The 18066-nt window shown below is 31.6% G+C and carries 19 protein-coding genes, 2 pseudogenes and 1 riboswitch; of the genes and pseudogenes, 2 read left to right on the top strand and 19 right to left on the bottom strand.

Going from position 1 to position 18066, the window contains the following annotated elements; genetic code table 11:
• Positions 1 to 239 precede the first annotated feature (239 nt).
• On the bottom strand, positions 240 to 1160 hold the full coding sequence (locus HALSAC_RS0108155; protein WP_027339850.1) for a SpoIID/LytB domain-containing protein: 921 nt from the start codon (positions 1158 to 1160) through the stop codon (positions 240 to 242).
• Positions 1161 to 1362: 202 nt separating this feature from the next.
• On the opposite strand from HALSAC_RS0108155, the gene HALSAC_RS0108150 reads away from it, so the two are divergent.
• Entirely contained in the window at positions 1363 to 2778 is a 1416-nt protein-coding gene (locus HALSAC_RS0108150) for an alkaline phosphatase (RefSeq protein ID WP_027339849.1), read from the top strand.
• A 71-nt stretch (positions 2779 to 2849) separates the two neighbouring features.
• Positions 2850 to 2924, top strand: a riboswitch (Fluoride riboswitch).
• A gap of 51 nt (positions 2925 to 2975) precedes the next feature.
• Positions 2976 to 4154: a cation:proton antiporter gene (locus tag HALSAC_RS15425; protein ID WP_035571538.1), complete on the top strand. Its 1179-nt coding sequence runs from the start codon at positions 2976 to 2978 to the stop codon at positions 4152 to 4154.
• Between the two features lie 276 nt (positions 4155 to 4430).
• On the opposite strand, the gene HALSAC_RS0108140 is transcribed toward HALSAC_RS15425, so the two are convergent.
• The 18 genes and pseudogenes from HALSAC_RS0108140 to HALSAC_RS0108065 all read right to left on the bottom strand — a co-directional run bounded on the left by HALSAC_RS0108140 (position 4431) and on the right by HALSAC_RS0108065 (position 18024).
• Positions 4431 to 5027, bottom strand: a complete 597-nt coding sequence (locus tag HALSAC_RS0108140; RefSeq protein WP_027339848.1) for a nucleoside deaminase — start codon at positions 5025 to 5027, stop codon at positions 4431 to 4433.
• Positions 5028 to 5213: 186 nt separating this feature from the next.
• A complete protein-coding gene (locus HALSAC_RS15420; RefSeq protein ID WP_051412147.1) occupies positions 5214 to 6362 on the bottom strand; it encodes an alpha-amylase family glycosyl hydrolase in 1149 nt (382 codons plus the stop codon).
• A gap of 56 nt (positions 6363 to 6418) precedes the next feature.
• Positions 6419 to 7039, bottom strand: a complete 621-nt coding sequence (locus tag HALSAC_RS0108130; RefSeq protein WP_084804396.1) for a TetR/AcrR family transcriptional regulator — start codon at positions 7037 to 7039, stop codon at positions 6419 to 6421.
• A gap of 124 nt (positions 7040 to 7163) precedes the next feature.
• Positions 7164 to 7324: pseudogene (locus tag HALSAC_RS17825) on the bottom strand (IS30 family transposase); the annotation flags it as partial.
• Between the two features lie 278 nt (positions 7325 to 7602).
• A complete protein-coding gene (locus tag HALSAC_RS15415) occupies positions 7603 to 7923 on the bottom strand; it encodes a GNAT family N-acetyltransferase (RefSeq protein ID WP_051412146.1) in 321 nt (106 codons plus the stop codon).
• Between the two features lie 210 nt (positions 7924 to 8133).
• Positions 8134 to 8850: an SDR family NAD(P)-dependent oxidoreductase gene (locus HALSAC_RS0108115; RefSeq protein WP_027339846.1), complete on the bottom strand. Its 717-nt coding sequence runs from the start codon at positions 8848 to 8850 to the stop codon at positions 8134 to 8136.
• Positions 8851 to 8972: 122 nt separating this feature from the next.
• Entirely contained in the window at positions 8973 to 9881 is a 909-nt protein-coding gene (locus HALSAC_RS0108110) for an alpha/beta fold hydrolase (protein WP_211231327.1), read from the bottom strand.
• Between the two features lie 163 nt (positions 9882 to 10044).
• Positions 10045 to 11343, bottom strand: coding sequence for a S41 family peptidase (locus HALSAC_RS0108105; RefSeq protein ID WP_027339844.1), 1299 nt, complete (start codon positions 11341 to 11343; stop codon positions 10045 to 10047).
• 11 nt (positions 11344 to 11354) lie between these two features.
• Positions 11355 to 11783, bottom strand: a complete 429-nt coding sequence (locus HALSAC_RS0108100) for a GNAT family N-acetyltransferase (RefSeq protein WP_027339843.1) — start codon at positions 11781 to 11783, stop codon at positions 11355 to 11357.
• Between the two features lie 58 nt (positions 11784 to 11841).
• The gene (locus HALSAC_RS0108095) at positions 11842 to 12678 is read right to left on the bottom strand and encodes a class I SAM-dependent methyltransferase (protein ID WP_035571656.1); all 837 of its coding nucleotides are present in this window, start codon (positions 12676 to 12678) and stop codon (positions 11842 to 11844) included.
• Positions 12679 to 12709: 31 nt separating this feature from the next.
• On the bottom strand, positions 12710 to 13297 hold the full coding sequence (locus HALSAC_RS0108090) for a nitroreductase family protein (RefSeq protein ID WP_027339841.1): 588 nt from the start codon (positions 13295 to 13297) through the stop codon (positions 12710 to 12712).
• Positions 13298 to 13311: 14 nt separating this feature from the next.
• On the bottom strand, positions 13312 to 13617 hold the full coding sequence (locus HALSAC_RS0108085; protein ID WP_035571536.1) for a DUF3784 domain-containing protein: 306 nt from the start codon (positions 13615 to 13617) through the stop codon (positions 13312 to 13314).
• Between the two features lie 102 nt (positions 13618 to 13719).
• Positions 13720 to 15648: a methyl-accepting chemotaxis protein gene (locus HALSAC_RS16475; protein WP_051412145.1), complete on the bottom strand. Its 1929-nt coding sequence runs from the start codon at positions 15646 to 15648 to the stop codon at positions 13720 to 13722.
• Positions 15649 to 15738: 90 nt separating this feature from the next.
• Positions 15739 to 16030 (bottom strand): annotated as a pseudogene (locus HALSAC_RS17505) (IS30 family transposase); the annotation flags it as partial.
• A 6-nt stretch (positions 16031 to 16036) separates the two neighbouring features.
• Positions 16037 to 16366, bottom strand: a complete 330-nt coding sequence (locus HALSAC_RS16470; protein WP_281172347.1) for a DDE-type integrase/transposase/recombinase — start codon at positions 16364 to 16366, stop codon at positions 16037 to 16039.
• Positions 16367 to 16407: 41 nt separating this feature from the next.
• Complete coding sequence (locus HALSAC_RS17820) at positions 16408 to 16614, bottom strand: IS3 family transposase (RefSeq protein WP_425402509.1); 207 nt, start codon at positions 16612 to 16614, stop codon at positions 16408 to 16410.
• A 131-nt stretch (positions 16615 to 16745) separates the two neighbouring features.
• Positions 16746 to 17021 carry a transposase gene (locus HALSAC_RS0108070; protein WP_027339839.1) on the bottom strand — a complete coding sequence of 92 codons (276 nt, stop codon included), beginning with the start codon at positions 17019 to 17021 and terminating at the stop codon, positions 16746 to 16748.
• A 211-nt stretch (positions 17022 to 17232) separates the two neighbouring features.
• Positions 17233 to 18024 carry an ABC transporter permease gene (locus HALSAC_RS0108065; protein WP_027339838.1) on the bottom strand — a complete coding sequence of 264 codons (792 nt, stop codon included), beginning with the start codon at positions 18022 to 18024 and terminating at the stop codon, positions 17233 to 17235.
• Positions 18025 to 18066 lie beyond the last annotated feature (42 nt).

Raw genomic sequence — 18066 nt, 5'->3', positions numbered from 1 at the left:
TCTTATTTTTGAACTATTTATAGTAATAAAGCGTAGCTTTATTACTGGTGATGAGTAATGGGTAAAACCTTAAAAAAACAGAAACCCCTTTGTTACCTAAGACTTATAAAAGGTTTTGAGATTTTGACTTTACTCATTACTCTTCACTCATAACCCATAACTAGTGGCACGAAAGTGGCACTTTATTAATATTAACCTCAACATAAAAACTCCCCCCGTAAAAAAAAGGGGGGGCAATCTCAGTTCCATCTTTTCTCTATCTCGACCCCTTCAAAATAATACTTAATAATATCTTCTGGACTTTCACCCTCCTGGGCCAACTTCTTTGCGCCCCATTGGCTCATTCCTACACCATGCCCCCATCCACTTCCGATAAATCCAAAGGACTCTCCTCTATCCTCTATAGTTTCAACCATAGTAGATTTCAAATTGTCTGGCCCAATAACAGTTCTAAATTCTGCACCATGGAGTTGTTTACTGCCTCTATTATGAACAATCTCTATTTGAGTTATTCTCCCTGTATCATCTTGCTCTAAAATATTAAGTTCTAATATCTCATCCCCTTCTTCTCCAGTCTCTCTTAAAGCTTCTAAGACCTGAGCTTTACTTATCTCTATATCCCAATTTTGAATATCTTCTGGGGCAAGATCATCTGGAGATTCTACACTCTTAACATAGGGAGGTTCACCCTCCTTAAAGGCAAGCCCTGCTTGAGCACTAGTTGTTCTTCCTGCTGCACTTGAGTGAAACCAGGCATTAATGTAAGTTCCATCATAAACTGCTACCTGACCTCTAGTCATCTCAACCGCTTCTCTAATAACATCGGTGATATTCTCTGGTTTATAGGCTTGGGCTTCTTCATGACGAGCACTGATTGTGTTATCATCTACCCCTTCCATATGCTTCATAGTAAAGGTTCTTGCCTTTATAGCTTGGGCAGCATAAGCATTCGTTGGCCAAGCAGGCTTCATCTCTCCTGCTACAACTCCAGCCACATATTCTTCTAAAGCTATTGACTCAACACTTTCATCTTCAAACCTTATATTAATGTTAGGCTCATCGCCCATCTTCGTCTCAAACTCTTCTTCAACTGCCTGACACCCTACTATAATTGAAGCGATTATTAGTATCATTGTAATAATCTTTAATTTTTTTAGCACTTTAGCTCCTCCTTGGATTTTAGTTTTATTAGATATTTAAGTAATATGATAGTCTTATAATATATTCTATCTCTTGGTCTGAAATTTTATTCACCTTCTAACTTTTCTTGGATTTTGACCTATGAACAGATCTACGAATAGAATAAACTTTACTCCAACAGGTAATCTTAATATTAAATACATAATTAGGAGGTTATAATTAATGAAACGTATCTTTAAAATAATCTTTGTATTATCACTCTTTTTTATATTAACAGGTTGTCCTGGACCAGAAGTCCCCCCACAAGAACAAGAAGAAGCAAAACCTAAAAATGTTATCGTTCTGATTGCTGATGGGATGGGAACTGGACATATGGAGGTTGCACGCTTATTTGAATATGGTAGAGAAGGAAAATTATTTATGGAAACTCTTCCTTATGTAGCTCTAGCTAGGACTTATTCAGCCAGCCATAATGTTACTGATTCTGGTGCTGCAGGTACAGCTCTAGCCAATGCTGCTAAGACCAATAATGGTATGATTGGTGTTGGCCCGGATGGTGAAGAGTTAGTCAGTATTTTGGATATCTTCAAAGAACAAGGAAAGACAGTTGGTGTTGTTTCTACCAACACTGTCACAGATGCTACACCAGCAGCTTATGTTGCTAAAACAGAGCATCGAGGTAATCAAGCCGAAATAGCTAGACAGATCTATGAAGGAGAATATCACATAGCTTTAGGTGGTGGGGAAAGGTTCTTCCTCCCAGAAGAACAAGATGGTGAAGATTTACTTGTAGCCTTTGAAGAAAAAGGTTATCAAATTCCAAAAACTAGAGATGAATTAATGAATATAGAAGCAACTGCTGACACAAGAATCTTAGGTTTATTCCACCACTCATTTATGAATTACACAGGAGATAGAGAAATCCTAGAGAGTAAAGAACCTTCTCTTCTAGAAATGTCAGAAAAAGCTATTGAAGTTGCTTCCCAAAATGAAGAAGGATTCTTCTTAATGTTAGAGGGAGCACGTGTAGATCATGCAGCACACGCAGCAGATTTTGGTGGTATCTGGAGAGAGATGATTGAATTTGATAAAGCAGTAGAGTACGCAGTTAATTGGGCAGAAGAAAATGGTGACACATTAGTTATTGTTAAATCTGACCATGAAACTATGGGGATTGCAGCATCAGAAGTTATGGATGTTGAAAGCTTTAAAGAGATTGGTGTGTCTCCTGAATATATGGCCCAACAACTTGAAATAGATGAAGAGACAAATAACTATACTGCAGAAAGTATTAGAAGAGTATTTTCTGAATATGCTAATATTGACCTTGACGATGAAGAGATAGAAGAATTCCAAGATAATGTTTGGGATGGAAATGATCCTGAAGGAAGACTGGTTTTTGAGCATATAGTTGGATGGGAGATAGGAAGTGTCATTGCCTATTATTATGATGGAGGGGTAATGCACCGAAGGACTAGAGCAAGAAGTGATAGTACTGGAGGTCATACAGCCAATACAGTTCCTGTCCTTGCTTATGGTGTGGGAGCAGAGAATTTCGATGGTGTACTCGATAATATCGAAATACCAAAGATGATCACTGACATATTTGGTTTTGAATATGAAGTTCAAGGGAATTAATAAGCAAATTATTCTCTACTTCTCCTTGACTAAAATAGAATAAATTTGTATAATATTAGATGTTACAAATTAAATAATTTGGTGATGAAGCTCACCTTGATTTATAATCAAAACCGTCTTAAAAGACTAATAGCTTCTACTCTCTAGAGAGTAGAAGCTATTTTTTGCATAAAAAATTTAAAAGGGTGTGGTTTAAGATGTTATTAAGTATATTTTTGATTTTAACTTTTGGTTTAATTTTAGGCTTTATATTTGAAAAGATGAAACTCCCTAGCCTATTAGGTATGTTAATTGCCGGAATTTTAATCGGGCCAACGACCTTTAACCTTCTAGATGAAAATCTATTGGCTATATCCCAAGATATAAGAACTATGGCTCTTATCATCATCTTGCTTAAAGCAGGACTGGGCATAAGTAAGGATACCATCAAAAAAATTGGTGGAACTGCAATTAAGATGGGATCAATACCCGTTCTAGTAGAGGGAGCTGCTGTTGCTCTTTTAGCTACCATCTTCTTTGACCTGCCCTGGATGGAAGCTGGTCTATTAGGCTTTATTATCGCTGCTGTATCCCCCGCTGTTGTGGTCCCATCTATGCTTAAATTAAAGGAGACCAACCTTGGAGAAGAAAAAGAGATCCCAACACTTATCTTAGCTAGTGCTTCTCTTGATGATGTCTTTGCTATTACCTTATTTAGTATATTCCTAGGAATCTTCGAACGAGGGAATGTATCTATCAGAGAGGCGTTAGTCCAGGTACCCTATCAGATAATTGGAGGAATTTTATTAGGTCTTTTAATAGGTTATTTGATTATCAAGTTCTATAGGACTTTTGATAGTTTAAATCTTTCCTATAGGAGCCTTATTTTAGTTGTAATTGCAATAGGTACATATGCTTTAGGAGGATTTATCGGTGTGGCAAGCCTTCTTTCTATTATGACCATAGGATATCTAATCTTAGAGCAAGAAAGAGAGATGGCCAAGGAGTTCTCAGCCATCCTTAACGAGCTTTGGATGGTAGCAAAAATCTTCTTATTTGTGCTAATAGGAGCAGCTGTAGAACTAGAAGCGGCCTTTGGTGCTGGACTATTGGGTCTTCTTCTTATCTTCCTAGGCTTAGTAGCTAGAAGTATTGGGGTACTATTATCTACCCATAACTCTTATCTCAACTTCAAAGAAAGGATATTCTGTGCAGTATCTTATCTGCCAAAGGCTACGGTACAAGCAGCCATTGGAGCAGTTCCTCTAGCAGCAGGAGTACCCTCTGGAGAGTTAATCTTAGCCTTAGCCGTTATGTCCATAGTCTTTACTGCACCAATTGGAGCAATCGGTATTGAGAAGTTGGCCCCTCATCTACTTGAGGGTAAAACAGAATGAACATTAAAATAACTCTTAAATAGTAAACAAGTGTTAATTAACAGTCAAGAACTTAAGAGCGCTTTCTACCACTAATGAACCGAGTAGTCACGAATAAGAGATCTAAAAATAAAAATCACCTAAAACCTATTTTTATTTAATAGATTTCTATTAATAAACACTAGATTGTAATAGTACTTTGAATTACATTAGTGTTAATTCGTGTTCATTAGTGGTAAAAAAATCTTTTTACTTTTTTATTTTTAACCTTTAACAGCGCCACTATATACCATATCTTTATATTTCAAAATACACACTAATCACTCCATCATATATCTCACCTATATCTTTATTCTCTTTTACTCCTTGTTCAAAGTAGCCTTCTTTATGTAGTTGTTTTCCTAAATCTATACTCAACTTATCAACTTCTCGCCAAGTATCTAATATCTCCTCTATTCTAGGATGCCCACGTGAGTATTCATAAGCACTTTGAATTAACAGTTGAAATACCTCTATCTCTTTTACTCCCTTAGTTATATTTATCTCCTTATTCTTAATATAATCTAACTTATCATTCAATGAGCTTGCTCCTGCAAAGCCATCTCTTGCACCGTAATAGATATTTCTTATACTCATCATTACTGCCGTTCCAAAGCACATAGGGCATGGTTCCATAGTTGTATATAACCTATACTCCCTTATCCTTGGATGCTCGTCCTCCTTCAAGCCTAACATTGCCATCATTTCTGCATGAGCCATATTGCTTCCTACTAAAGGGTTATTGACATCCTTATCAAAAATTCTATTCCTTCCTTTTGTTACTATCTCACCGCTTTCTCTTACAATCACAGCACCAATTGGTATCGTTCCACTCCTATAAGCTTTCCAACCCATCTTAAATGCTTCTTGCTATGGCTTCTCTAAATCACTCCACATCTTTTTGCCTCCTTTTATAATCGATTATTTAGTATAAATCTTCTCTTAAAACTAATATGTTCCTTTCTAAAAACTAAAAAAGCTACAGACCAAATTAAATTGGCCCATAGCTTTATATTCTGACTTCAATTAATATATCTTTATTTAGTTAGCACACCCTTGCAAAGGATTTTCCCTACTTCTCTTTTTATATACAATATATTCCCGTGGAGGAATTTTAAAACCTTGATATTCCTGTTCTTTCTTGCTTTTATTTATAAAAACTTGGTAACCATCTTTCTCACCCACTAAAAAATCATACTCAGCATACTTAACTTCAAAAGGTTCATTTACCTCTTTACGTATACTCAATAAGGTATCAATTTCATTTTTTAATTTATAATTGAAATAATCTTTCCAAAAAATACATGTGTCTCGGGTAAATAACAAACTATAAGCATAAGCAATTTTTTTATCATAAATAACAGGTTCATCACGGTCAGTATCATGATTGTCTACAAAAGATACTGTATTATCCATTTTAAAATCCTTTAATTCTCTCATATCTAATTTATCAGGTCTATTACATATTTGGTTCAAAGCATAAAAAAGAGGAAAATTAAAAGCTTTAGTCTCGGCTTTTTCTATCCATTCATTCAGCTCCTTTTTATCTCCACTCCAATATTCTCCTACAATAAATTTGCCTCCGACAGCATTAGTCCACTCTTTAATAAATTGTGGTTTCATATCCTTTACATAATCAAGCCTAAAACCTTCGAAACCAACCTCTTCTTTAAGCCATTTTCCCCATTCAATAAAACCATCTTTCATATACCCTTTATCAGCATAATGACAAATTTTTTCGCCAAAATCACTACTCATCTTATCACATTGTCCACATTTACGGCAAAAGTGAACAAAATTCTTAGGAAACCTTTTTTCTTGAAAATAAGTATAACTATAAGAATTTTCATCTCCTAACTTCTGATAATAAGGGTTGTACTCTTTCTTACCACCAATCATATGAGCCATAACTGTATCAACAACAGGTATAATATCATACTCTTTAATTTTTTGAACTAATCTTTTCAACTCTTTCTTTGTACCAAAAGCACTATCTAAGTTATAATGCTCTTTAATATCATAACCCATACCTTGTCCATCCATACCAAGTGAAGGTGGCGGAAGCCAAATGGTATCTACCCCTCTTCTTTTTAATTCAGGCAATTTACTTGAAACAAGTTGATACCAACTCAAATCATTATTAATATCTTTTATACAATTCCAATAAAACCCTTGCATTATTACTCTCATTAAAGTCTCCCTTCTCCAAAACACACCTACCAGTCGGTATGTTTTGAATAAAAAAATTATATTTTTAACCTTAACCAATAATTATGAAATAATCTTTTAAACATATCTTTATCTTTCTTTATTTTAGGATTAACAAAACTCAAATATTCTAATTGTTGTAATAAAGCATCTAACTCAAAAGCTACAACTTCAGGATCAATGTCATCACGAATTTCTCTATTTTTTTGTGCCTTTTTTAAAGCCTCTGTTAATATCTTTCGCTTAGATTGATCGTGCTTATCAATATATTCCTGTAAATCAGGATGTCTCCTTGTTGCATCATACAAAAACATATAAAAATGTAAAATAGCATCATCACTATCTATATTCGTTAATTTTTTTATCCATTCTTTTCTAGAATTAATTGACTTGAACCCTTCTTGGATTAAACTTTTTACAGATGAGTGATTTTTTTTCAACCAGCCGGGTTTATCAAAATTAAAAAATTTCTTTATAGATTGATAATATAAATCATCCTTACTGTCAAAATAATGGTATACTCCTCCTTTTGTCAGTCCCACTGCACTAGCAATCTCATTTAAAGATGTACCTAAATATCCATTACGTATAAATAATTTTAAAGCCATCTCCAAGATTTTTTCTTTATTGGCGATATCTATCCCCTCCACTACTTTCATATGATCTTTAATTTAAATTATAATAAATATTTGACCTTTATATTAACAAATATTATATTTCTCTTGCATTATATAAAAATTATTTCTTCTTGTCAAACTCATTGGATCTATTACTTATGATGGTGAATTGCAAGTTAATAGATAAAAACCTTCTAATCATTCTATTTATATTTTCATTTGTCCCTCTCTGCCACCTACAATAAGCATCACAATAATATTAGCTAGCTCCTGGTATATTGCTAGCTGCAAATGACCTTCTATACCTCCATAATCCTTGAATCTTGATTATTGTATAAATGAGCTATCACAAGCCTATTTTCTAAGGTTAGGTGTTCACCTTTTGCTCTATCTATGTTATAATTATTGTCATAATACATATTCTGTACACTCCTAATGTTTTGTGTGGTTACTTAACATTATATAAAAAGTGCAGGTATGTGTCTCTTTTTATGCCCACCGTGCATTTAATTATACAATTTACGTCTTGAATCTATCTAAGGAACATAAATGTTTTCAACAATTCTTCATACTTCTGATTTATCTCTTTTTAATTGATGATTTTACTACAATTTTTCAAATAAATGAACATTTTCTTCTATTCTTTCAAATTCAATATACCCATTATTTTTATATAATTTAATCACTTTAATCCATTCTTTAGTCGTTTCTAAAACAATTTTATTATATCCTTTCTTTTTAGCTATACCTTCTAAATTTTTTAATAATAAAGTAGCAAGACCTTTTCTTCTATATTCTTTTTTTACACTCATTCTTACTATTCTACCTGTATATTTATCTTCCTTAATTAAGCCTCCTGTACAAATTAAATCATCTTCATATAATCCAATTAGAAATGTTTCAGATTTTTCTATATAATTTTTCATAAGATTGTTCAAATCAAGATTTTTATTTTTATCATAATAATCGAAATATTAATTTAACCCTTGAATAATAAGATTTTTAGCTTCTATTTCAGTACTATCACTTAAACTTTTAATTTCTAAATTATTAATTATACAATCTGAGCTATCCAATCTTTTCACCTCTTTCAAAATAAATTCTCTAATCTAACTACTTTCTTTCCCCTTCATTTTTCATAGTCTTTGATATATACAATTCGGAATTACTTTGAGTAACCAAGCTATCAATCTCCAACGTTTTGTAATATAAGCATGGTCTTTTTTATTAGTGATTGTCTTATATATTTGTAATGCAGCCTTCTCTGGTGAAGCTACCCAAAAAAGACCTTCTCCTTGTGCCATAGCAGTATCTACAAAACCTGCTTTAATATCTGTAATATATAAAGGTACTTTTGCTTTTTTAGCCTTAATTCTCAAGCCTTCCATATAATTTGAAATAAAAGCTTTTGATGCATAATAAGCAGGTGCATCATACCCACCTCTAATTGCAGCAATTGATGAAATACCTACTATGTGTCCTTTGCCTTTTTTAAAAAAGTAATTATATGCAACATTAATCATTGCACTAAAACCTAAAACATTAACATCAATAGTTTTCTTTTCTTTTTCATACTCAAGGTCAGGATTAATAAATCCACAACCAGCACTAATAATAATTAAATCCACTCCATTCATTTCTTCAATCAAATCTTCTAAATGATGCATACAATTGTTCATAAGAGAAACATCAAAACTTTTAACAAATGATTTTCCAGATAATTCTTGTTGAAGCTCTTTTAATAGCTTTCTCCTTCTAGCCACTAAACCAACAATATAATTGCTTTGAGATAAGACCTTTGCTAGTTCTTTACCTATCCCTGAAGAAGCACCTATAACAATAGCTTTTTTCATAAATAACACCATCCTTTAAAAATTCACTTATATATGTTCTAATCAGTCTTAGCTTCACCGCTTTTTACTATTAACTTACTTTTCAATTGGCATTAGACATTACTTAAACTTCCTATAGTTTATTATTGTTCAAAAACACATGTTTTTTCTTTAACTTTAATTACTTCCTGATTAAATTTACTAGTCTCTTTTAAAAAAGGTGTATGAGCTGAATCTTCAAATATAATTAACTCCTTTTTTGGCGCCTCAATTAACTCGTAATATTCTTCTACTAACTTAAAAGGCGTATTATAATCCTTCTTTCCAATCAAGAAGTATATTGGAACTTCAACAGAAGTTATCTTAGCTAAATAATCGTTTTCTGGAATTTGGCCATCTTTGTGCATTGGCCCGCCACCTCTATTCATACCAGCTAAAAGACGAAAATAATCCAAAATATTATATTCCGAAGCTCTTAAAGCAATTTTGGCTAATTCCCACATTCCTTGATCAAAACTCCCACCTTGTTCATCTACAAGTTGTATAAGTTGTCTAAACTGCGCATGACTATATGGATCCTTTTTTATTTCTTTTAACTTATTTAAGCCAATTTGATTTTCTGTCTGCTTGAATTCATTTTTTAACCAATCATAAGCTATATCAATTGCCCTATGACTATTTACTACTTGACTCACACTAATATAAGCCCAAAAATCATCAGGATATTGAGTAACAAGTTCTATCCCTAATTGAGTCCCCCATGAATGGCCAAGTAAATAAATTTTATCTCTATTAAATTTCTCCTTTAAATAATTTACTAGCTGATAAGTATCATCTTTAAATTGCTCTAATGACATTGTATCCTCATCAAAAGCACTATGGTTTGATTTCCCTGCCCCCCTTTGATCCCAATGAACCACTACAAACTCTTCTTCTAATTTTTTATCTAAATGATGAGCTAAAGGCATTTGAGTTCCACCTGGTCCACCATGTAACCATAATAAAATAGGCTTTGACTTATCATTACCTCTAATTAAAATCCACTGTTTCATGCCCCCAAGCTCAATTTCTTTTAATTTTGCAATGCTTTTATCTTTTTCAATCTCTTCAGTTGAGGCAGTTATGCCTAAGTACAATACTATAACTAAACTAATAATTATTAAAGTTAATATTGTTATCTTTGTATATCTTATTTTTAAAACCTCCCTACATAAATTACAATTTCACAAGAGCCTCTTCTAAAATTGTATCAATCCCATTGTAATAATCCTCTAAACTTTGTTTAAGTTTTATTTGATGACAAAATCCTTCTCCTTCCATTTCCATTTCTGAAGCAGAAATATCAACACCACGCGTTGGAAAACCAAATAAAAAGCCACCTTCACTTACAAAAGTACGAGGCCCACCACCTGAACAACCACGAGTTGCCTCACCTATAAACAGCCCCCTTTTTGCATCATATAAATCAAAAACAAGCCCTTCTGCAGCAGAAAAAGTATAAGGGCCAACTAAAATTACCATATCCCCATCATAATTTAATTCTTCATATGGCTTAAGAGTCCTTTCATAGTCAGAACTCCCAGCCCAAACCCTTCTTTCTTTTTGAATAAAACGCCGGAAAATCTCATCTGCATTTAAAGAACTTCCACCTCCACACTGGCGCAAATCAAGAATTAGACTATCTTTATTAAGTAAGTTCTCTAAATTACTATCAAATTCTTCTACTATACCATCAGTCAAAGTATTAACAGCTATATATCCTTTATCATTAAAGCTTTTAGCTATAACTGGCTTAGGAGTTAATTTATTTCTAACTTTATACATTGGCAAACCTAAACTAATATCCACTTTATTTATGCTTCCATCTGGATTACGATATTTAAATCTTCTAATCTCATCTTCGAAAATATAACGTAAAAAGATTTCTTCTACAGCACCATACCATTTCCAATGTTGATTAGCTGAGGATATATATTTAAAACGCTCCTTTAACCATTCATCGATAGCTATCCCATCTATAGCTTTAATTATAGCTCCCTGCTCCATTCCTATCTCTTTCTTCAAACCTTTATTTTCTATAGTAGTAACTACAACTTTTCCTTCTATTAATTCAGCTTTCATACTTTGACCAAAAGTAGGAACTATAAATCGGGCATGCGGGTTATTAAGATTAGCAAAAAGCTCTAATCCCAATTCAAAAAATTGATCAACACTTTCTAACTCTCCTGCTTTAGTTAAATACTCTTCTTCCAATTTATCAATTTCAACATTTTTTCGCTCTTTTAATGCATAGAAATTATCAATAGCATTAATTATATTTCTCATTTCCAAAGTAAAATCATCTGACTTTAACCTATAAACATCCGGCAACTCTCCCCCACGATATTCACTAACCCCATCAATAGAATAATTTTTTGAAGAATTACTTGTAAAAAAATATATCCCACAAGTTAAAATGTAAAGTAACAACCCAATCAATAAATATGCTTTTTTCTTGTTATAACCTTTAAACATAATATCCCCTACTATCTTGATTTACTTTTATTGATAACTCTAAATATTCCCGGCATCTCCTTGTATTTATTAAAACCATATCTTTTATAAAATGATTCATTACCATTAGCTGCAAATAGTCCTACAAATGCCTTTTCTGGTGCATTATCTTCTAAATATTTTATAATTGAATTCATTATTAATTTACCTATCCCTTTATTTTGATGCTCTGGCAAAACAGCTACATCTTGAATATAAAAATATATATTTCCATCTCCAACTACTCTTCCCATTCCTACTATCTTATTTTTATATTGAATTACAACACCAAATAATGATTGCTCTAAAGCAGCTTCTGCAACATCAAAATTCATATATTCTTCCCAAGTAACTCCAATACAAATCTTTTTATATTCTTCTAAAGTAGGTAATCTTATTATCTTTTTATATCCTTCTCTCATTTTAGTCCCCCTTTATAAATCAAACATCCATTTAAAAAATATAACATCTTATCTAAAATTATTTATTAGTAACTATCGCCAATGTTTTTGACTCTCTAGAGTACTCTCTTCCTACTAAATCAGAATAATAACTATGATCTCTAAACCCAAACTTATCTAATAGATCAGTTATAGTTTCTTTAGTATAAAAATGATCAAAAATTCTATAAATATTAATCTCTTTATCATCAGTCATTACGATTGTTTGATCTAAAAAAGTATCTTCATCTGGATAAAGAAAGGTCTCAGTCAATGCTAAGTAAGGCTTTTTACTCCAAAATCCATCTTCTGCAACCTCCCAGCTCCTTCTTAGATTGCTTGCATCTCTATTTTTGTCTGTAAATATATCAAAAATAAATATTCCGCCTGGTTTTAAAGCTTGATAAACTTTCTCAAGTAAGATGTCTCTTTCTTTATTTATAAGTGCTCCTAAATCACAATAAATTAGCATAATAACATCAAATTCATCCTCAAAGTCAATAGTTAAATAATTTTGATAAATATATTTAATATCTAATTTATCTTCTTCTACCTTCTTTTTAGCATAATTTATTGAACGCTGAGAATAATCTATTCCAGTTACAAAATAATCTCGTTTAGCTAAGCGAGAAGCATATAACCCTGGCCCACAGCCAAGATCAAGAATCTTAATGTTTTGATTAGGCAATATATTTTCAGAAAGCCATTTAACTGATGCATCAATAGTTTCAAGTTTTCTACTAGCTGCATCCCAATCTGGGTTAAGGTGAGCTTCCAACATTTTTTTAGAAATATGTGGATCATTCCAAAACTCTGCATTACTTCTTTTGAATAATTCTGGCTTTTTAGATAATTTAATAAGTTTATCAATATTCATCTTCATAACCCTCCTTCTTGTAATTTGATTATTATCTTTTAAAATCATTATTATAAAAAACAATCTCATCTATACTCTTCTTTTTTACAAATTCTTTTCTATTTTTAGGATAACCAAAAGCAATAATCTCTGTTGGAATAAAATCTTTAGGTAAATTTAATAACTTAGCTAGTTGAGTTACTTTAAAATAAGAAATCCAAGTAGAGTCAATTCCATTTTCTAATGCCGCTAACACCATATGGGTACCTGCTATTTTAGTTTGGTGCTCTTCTTGATTTAATTTACTGTATAACTCTTTATCCATTTTTTCAATTTCAACTTTCAATTCTGGAAATCTTGCTTTCTGTATATCCCTTCCCCCTTTTTCATCACCTACTATAGTAGTACATAATACAATTAACAAATTGGAAGAAGCTATCCACTCTTGGTTATAAGCTATTTTAGAAATTTTTATAATTAAATCTTTATCATTAATAACTCCAAACTTCCATGGCTGCTCATTTCCACCTGATGGAGATAATCTCCCTGCTTCAAGTATATAATTGATAATTTCTTGAGAAATCTTCTTATCTGAAAAATCACGTACACTACACCTTTTATCTAATAAATCCAATAACATTAAACCTACTCCTTTTAATTTTTAAAGCGATTACCTGTATTCATATAAATAATTACTACAAGAATCACTATACTAAATAATACCCAACTAAACGATACAATCCAACCTACTCTCCAAAATTCTCCTAAAGCAGCAACAAAAGCAATCCCACTTAATATAAATAGGAGATTTCCTACACCATTACAAAGAGCTTCTTTATTATACTTTTTCTTTTCTTCTTTAGAAGAAGTATTATAACCTACTATAAGCCAACTCCATTTTCTATATCTAATTAAATAAGCAAGAACAATTAATAATAATCCCATAACAATATGAGTCATAAATGTCATCTCCCTTTTAATTAAATAACTTTGCTAAACTGCAATAATAAATTGAACTAGTTTCCATTTGCTCTCCCCTATATAGCTACAATGGTATTAAGTTTATACCTTAAATTGCGCTATCAACTCTTGTAATTCTTGAGCCATTTGAGCTAACTCCTGTGACGAATTAGATATTTCTCCAGACATATCACCTATATCTTCAGTTGCACTTACGATTTCATCACTACTTTGTGCTAAATCATTACTTGCTTTAGCTGTTTGTTCTATTTGAAGTGAGACTTCTTCTACAGACTGTCTGATATTCTCAAAGGTTGATCCAGTATTTTTAGCAATTTCTTGTCCTTTCTTAGCTTTATCTGCAACCTCATCAATCTTTTTAATCCCTTCTTTAGATTGATTTTGAGTTCTAGCAATCAAGTTAGAAATTTCTTCTGTCGCCTTAGATGTTTCACTTGCCAAAGATCTGATCTCATCTGCTACTACAGCAAAACCATGCCCATGTTCTCCAGCTCTAGCAGCTTCAATAGCAGCATTTAAAGCTAGTAGGTTAGTCTGCTCTGCTATATTAGTTATTAATTCAACAATTTTCTCAATTTCTTGAGAGTTTTCATCTAATTGCTTTATAACCTCAACTGTCTCAGCAATAACTTCATTAATTTCTTCAATACTTCTTACAGTATCTTTAATGTTTTGACTACCCGTATTAGTCTCTAACTTAGCTTGTTCAGAAAAGCTAGCTACTTCCTGTGAAGATGCTGAAATTTCTTCTATTCCTGCTGACATATTTTCAATTAATCCACTTGTATTCTCTATACCTGCATTACCCTCTTCTGCTGAAGCTGATAGTTCTTCGCTATATGCTGATATATTTGCAGTTTTATTTGAAATATTAGTAATTATATCTTTCATAGCAAAAGTGATTTTATTAAATGATTTTGCTAATCTACCAACCTCATCTCCTCTTTGGGTAAATTCTTCTCCTATTACTTTTGTGAAATCACCATTAGCCATCTTTTCAAGATCTTCTATTGCAAAATTGAGAGGTTTAGTAACCTTTAAAGATATTAGATAAATTGAAAGACCTGAAACTAATACACCAATTAATAACATCAGTACATTAATCAATAGTTGTCTATTTAATTCTGAATAAAGCACACTCCTATCTGATATAACCATAAAAAACTTTTCTACCGCCAGACTCTCTAATTGATAATTTAAATAAGTATACTTAAGTTCTCTATCATCTTCATCAGTATCATATATTTCAACAATTGCTCCTTCTCTTCCTATTAATTCTTCATTTAATATAGCTTTATGCTCTTCTTTTATATTATAATCAGGATCATAAAAAACACTAAAACTATCTGTAAAACTTTTGATGTCAACTATTATATTTTCTTCATCAGTAATACTATTCATAATATTTTCAAGAGATACTTCCTCAATGTAAGGTTCAAATACTTCAGCATATAATCCTAATTGAATTATATATCGGTTGTCATAAGTTGGAAAATAAGTAAACTTCCTCAACCTGTTAGTGGACATTTCTATATTTATATCTTGTGGTCTAAACTCATCACCCTCTCTTACTCCTATTAAAAATTGTTTAAAACTTTCCCATTGGTATAAATTAAAGTCTTGATCGGGAGTATAAGTTGTAACTTCTATTATACCTTCATCATTTATTATATAAACCTCCATTCCATATTTATCCTTAATTCTATCCATATCAATCCCATAAATATCATTTCCAACTTCTCTATACTCTTCACCTAATATTCTAGACACTTCTTCCATCTCATTTTCCATTCCATTATTTGCTAAATGAAATGCTACATCATAATGCAATAAAGCTGTTTCTAGTTGCCTTAAAGACCTTCTTTCAGTTGCTTCAAAATCCTCAATCAAGTTATCTCGATTTATTCTGTAGTTATATATTATTATGCCAGACATAACAATAAAAACCACAAGTACTATTTTGAATATTAATTCAAATTTAAAAGATTTTCTTGCCTTAAAAAAATTCATTTCATAGCCCCCCTATATATTATAATTATTATTTATTTCCTAAATTGCAATAATAAATTGAACTAATCTCAAACTGTAATAATTTGGTTGTTAATCATATAGAATTTCTTTTAATTGGTCTTCAAAGGCTTCATCAGGTGTTAAGTAATCTAGAATTTTTCTTGGTAAAGTATTGCACCAATTTTGAACTCTAGCAATGCTATAAATCGAGAATCCATTTATGCTTTTTCCTTTGTCTTATAAGACCATTGTATCGCTCATTAGTACCTCTTTCACCTGATGAATATGGATGCGCAAAATAAACTTTAGTATCAGTAGATTCTTCTATTTATGATATTTCAGAAAACTCAGATCCATTATCACAAGTGAAACTTTTAAATATTATCGTTCAAGAGTGAAAAGATTCTATAGAGGCATTATCATAGGGATTGCCCTTGGCACTAAATGACTGTACTAAATTTAATTCATTTGCTTTTTTCATATAAGCGTTACTAGTGTATTGGGTACCTCTATCAGAATGTAAAATAACTGTATCCTTTGGTTTACTGTTTATATAAGCATTTTCTAGAGCTCTTATCGTTAAATCAGTAGTCATAGATTTATCAAAAGAAAAGCCAATAATCTTTCGCGTATAAAGATCCATAATAGAGGCTAGATAACACCAACCATCTTTAATAATATAAATATAGGTGATATTAGATACCCATTTTTGGTTAATAGAAGTGGTTGAAAAATTCCTATTTAAAATATTTTCACCAATTACATTATTTTATTAGATGAACAAGGTTTAAACTTTTTATGCACAATAGATCTGATTCCTAGCTTCTTCATAATTCTTTGTACACGTTTGAGGCTTATATTAATATTATTTTCTCTAAGCTTATGATGAATCTTAGGAGCCCCATAACGTTTTTTACTATCTAAATATATTCGCATAATTTCTTTTTCTAAATACTCATTTTCAATTGCTCTTTTAGATTTAGGTCTTATTTTACGATCATAATAATTGCTGCGAGAAATACCTAAAACTGTGCATAATAGCTTAACATTATACTGTTCTTTATTATCATCTATAAAGGTATCTAAAACGACGTCATCTATTTTTTCGCGAATATGGCTAAAGCCTTTTTTAGAATCTCTGCTTCCTGTTTTAAACGAGCATTTTCTTTCTTAATTGCTAATAACTCTTTATAATTAATAGTTTCACCTTCTTCAGTCTCTACTTCCGTATAAAGCTTAATCCAATTGTTGATAGAAGTTCTAGACACACCATATTCGCGAGCAAGTTCTGATTTAGATTTTTCACCTGTTTGATAAATCTCTACTATCATTTTTTTAGTTTCTTCAGGATATCTTTCTCTAGTTGAATTCATATGGACACACCCTTTCCTAGTTATATTGTAATATATCCAGAAAAATGTTCCATACTTTTATACTAACACCAACCTCACAATTTCTCTCTTCATCATCTAAATTTTAATTTAATTAAATTCTATTCTACAGGTAATTCAACAACTATCAACTAAAGTCGATAGTTGTTGAATTGTTATTGTTTTAATTTGTTTATGGTAATATAAAAATACACTAACTTCCCGCACTCTCATAAACACTTATCCCTCTAAGCCAGACTGAATAAGAAATCACAGAAAAGACTACTCCAACTAAAATAGTTCCACCTATAGCCACCAACCCATCTACTTTATCTACAAAATAACTTGCAGGAAAATACGCAGTAAAGGCAAAAGGAACAATAAAAGTTAATACCTTTCTAATCCACTTGGAATAGATAGTTATTGGATACTTAGCAAAGTCACTTAAAGAATAAGTCATATATAAAAATGCTTGACTAAACTTAATCCAAAATGCTAAAGAGGCAAAGATCAATTTAACTGATGTATAGATTAAGGTAGCAAAGATAATAGCTACTCCAAATAAAAAGATATCTAGAATAGTAAAAGTTATACCTAGTCTTATTACAGCTATAATTACAAGTATTATCCCCACTGCCAACTCTCCAAAAGCATCAGGCTGAAAGACTTCTGCTATTAAATGAAAGAGAGGGTTAATAGGCCTTAAAAGGTATCGATCAAATTCACCTCTAACAATAATTCTACCACTTAATGCCCATAAATTATCAGTAAATAAATGGTCTATACCTTTAGGTATTTGAGCAAATCCATAGATAAACATTATCTCTTCAAAACTCCACCCAGCCAAATGAGGAATCTGCCTAAAGATAAGGTAGATAAAAGCTATTCCTGTTGCTTGGGTTACAAGAAAGGTGAAAAAACCGACAAAAAAATCTATTCTATACTCCATTAACCCCTTTAGATACTGAGATAAAAATTTAAAATATAATCGAAAATACTTTCTCATCCTCTAACCCCCTAATATTGTAAGTCTTGATATAGCCTTATT

This window comes from Halonatronum saccharophilum DSM 13868, assembly GCF_000517025.1.
Classification (GTDB): domain Bacteria; phylum Bacillota; class Halanaerobiia; order Halobacteroidales; family Halobacteroidaceae; genus Halonatronum; species Halonatronum saccharophilum.
The sequence above is the reverse complement of the archived record's forward strand: the minus strand, read 5'-3'. Positions and strand labels throughout refer to the sequence as shown.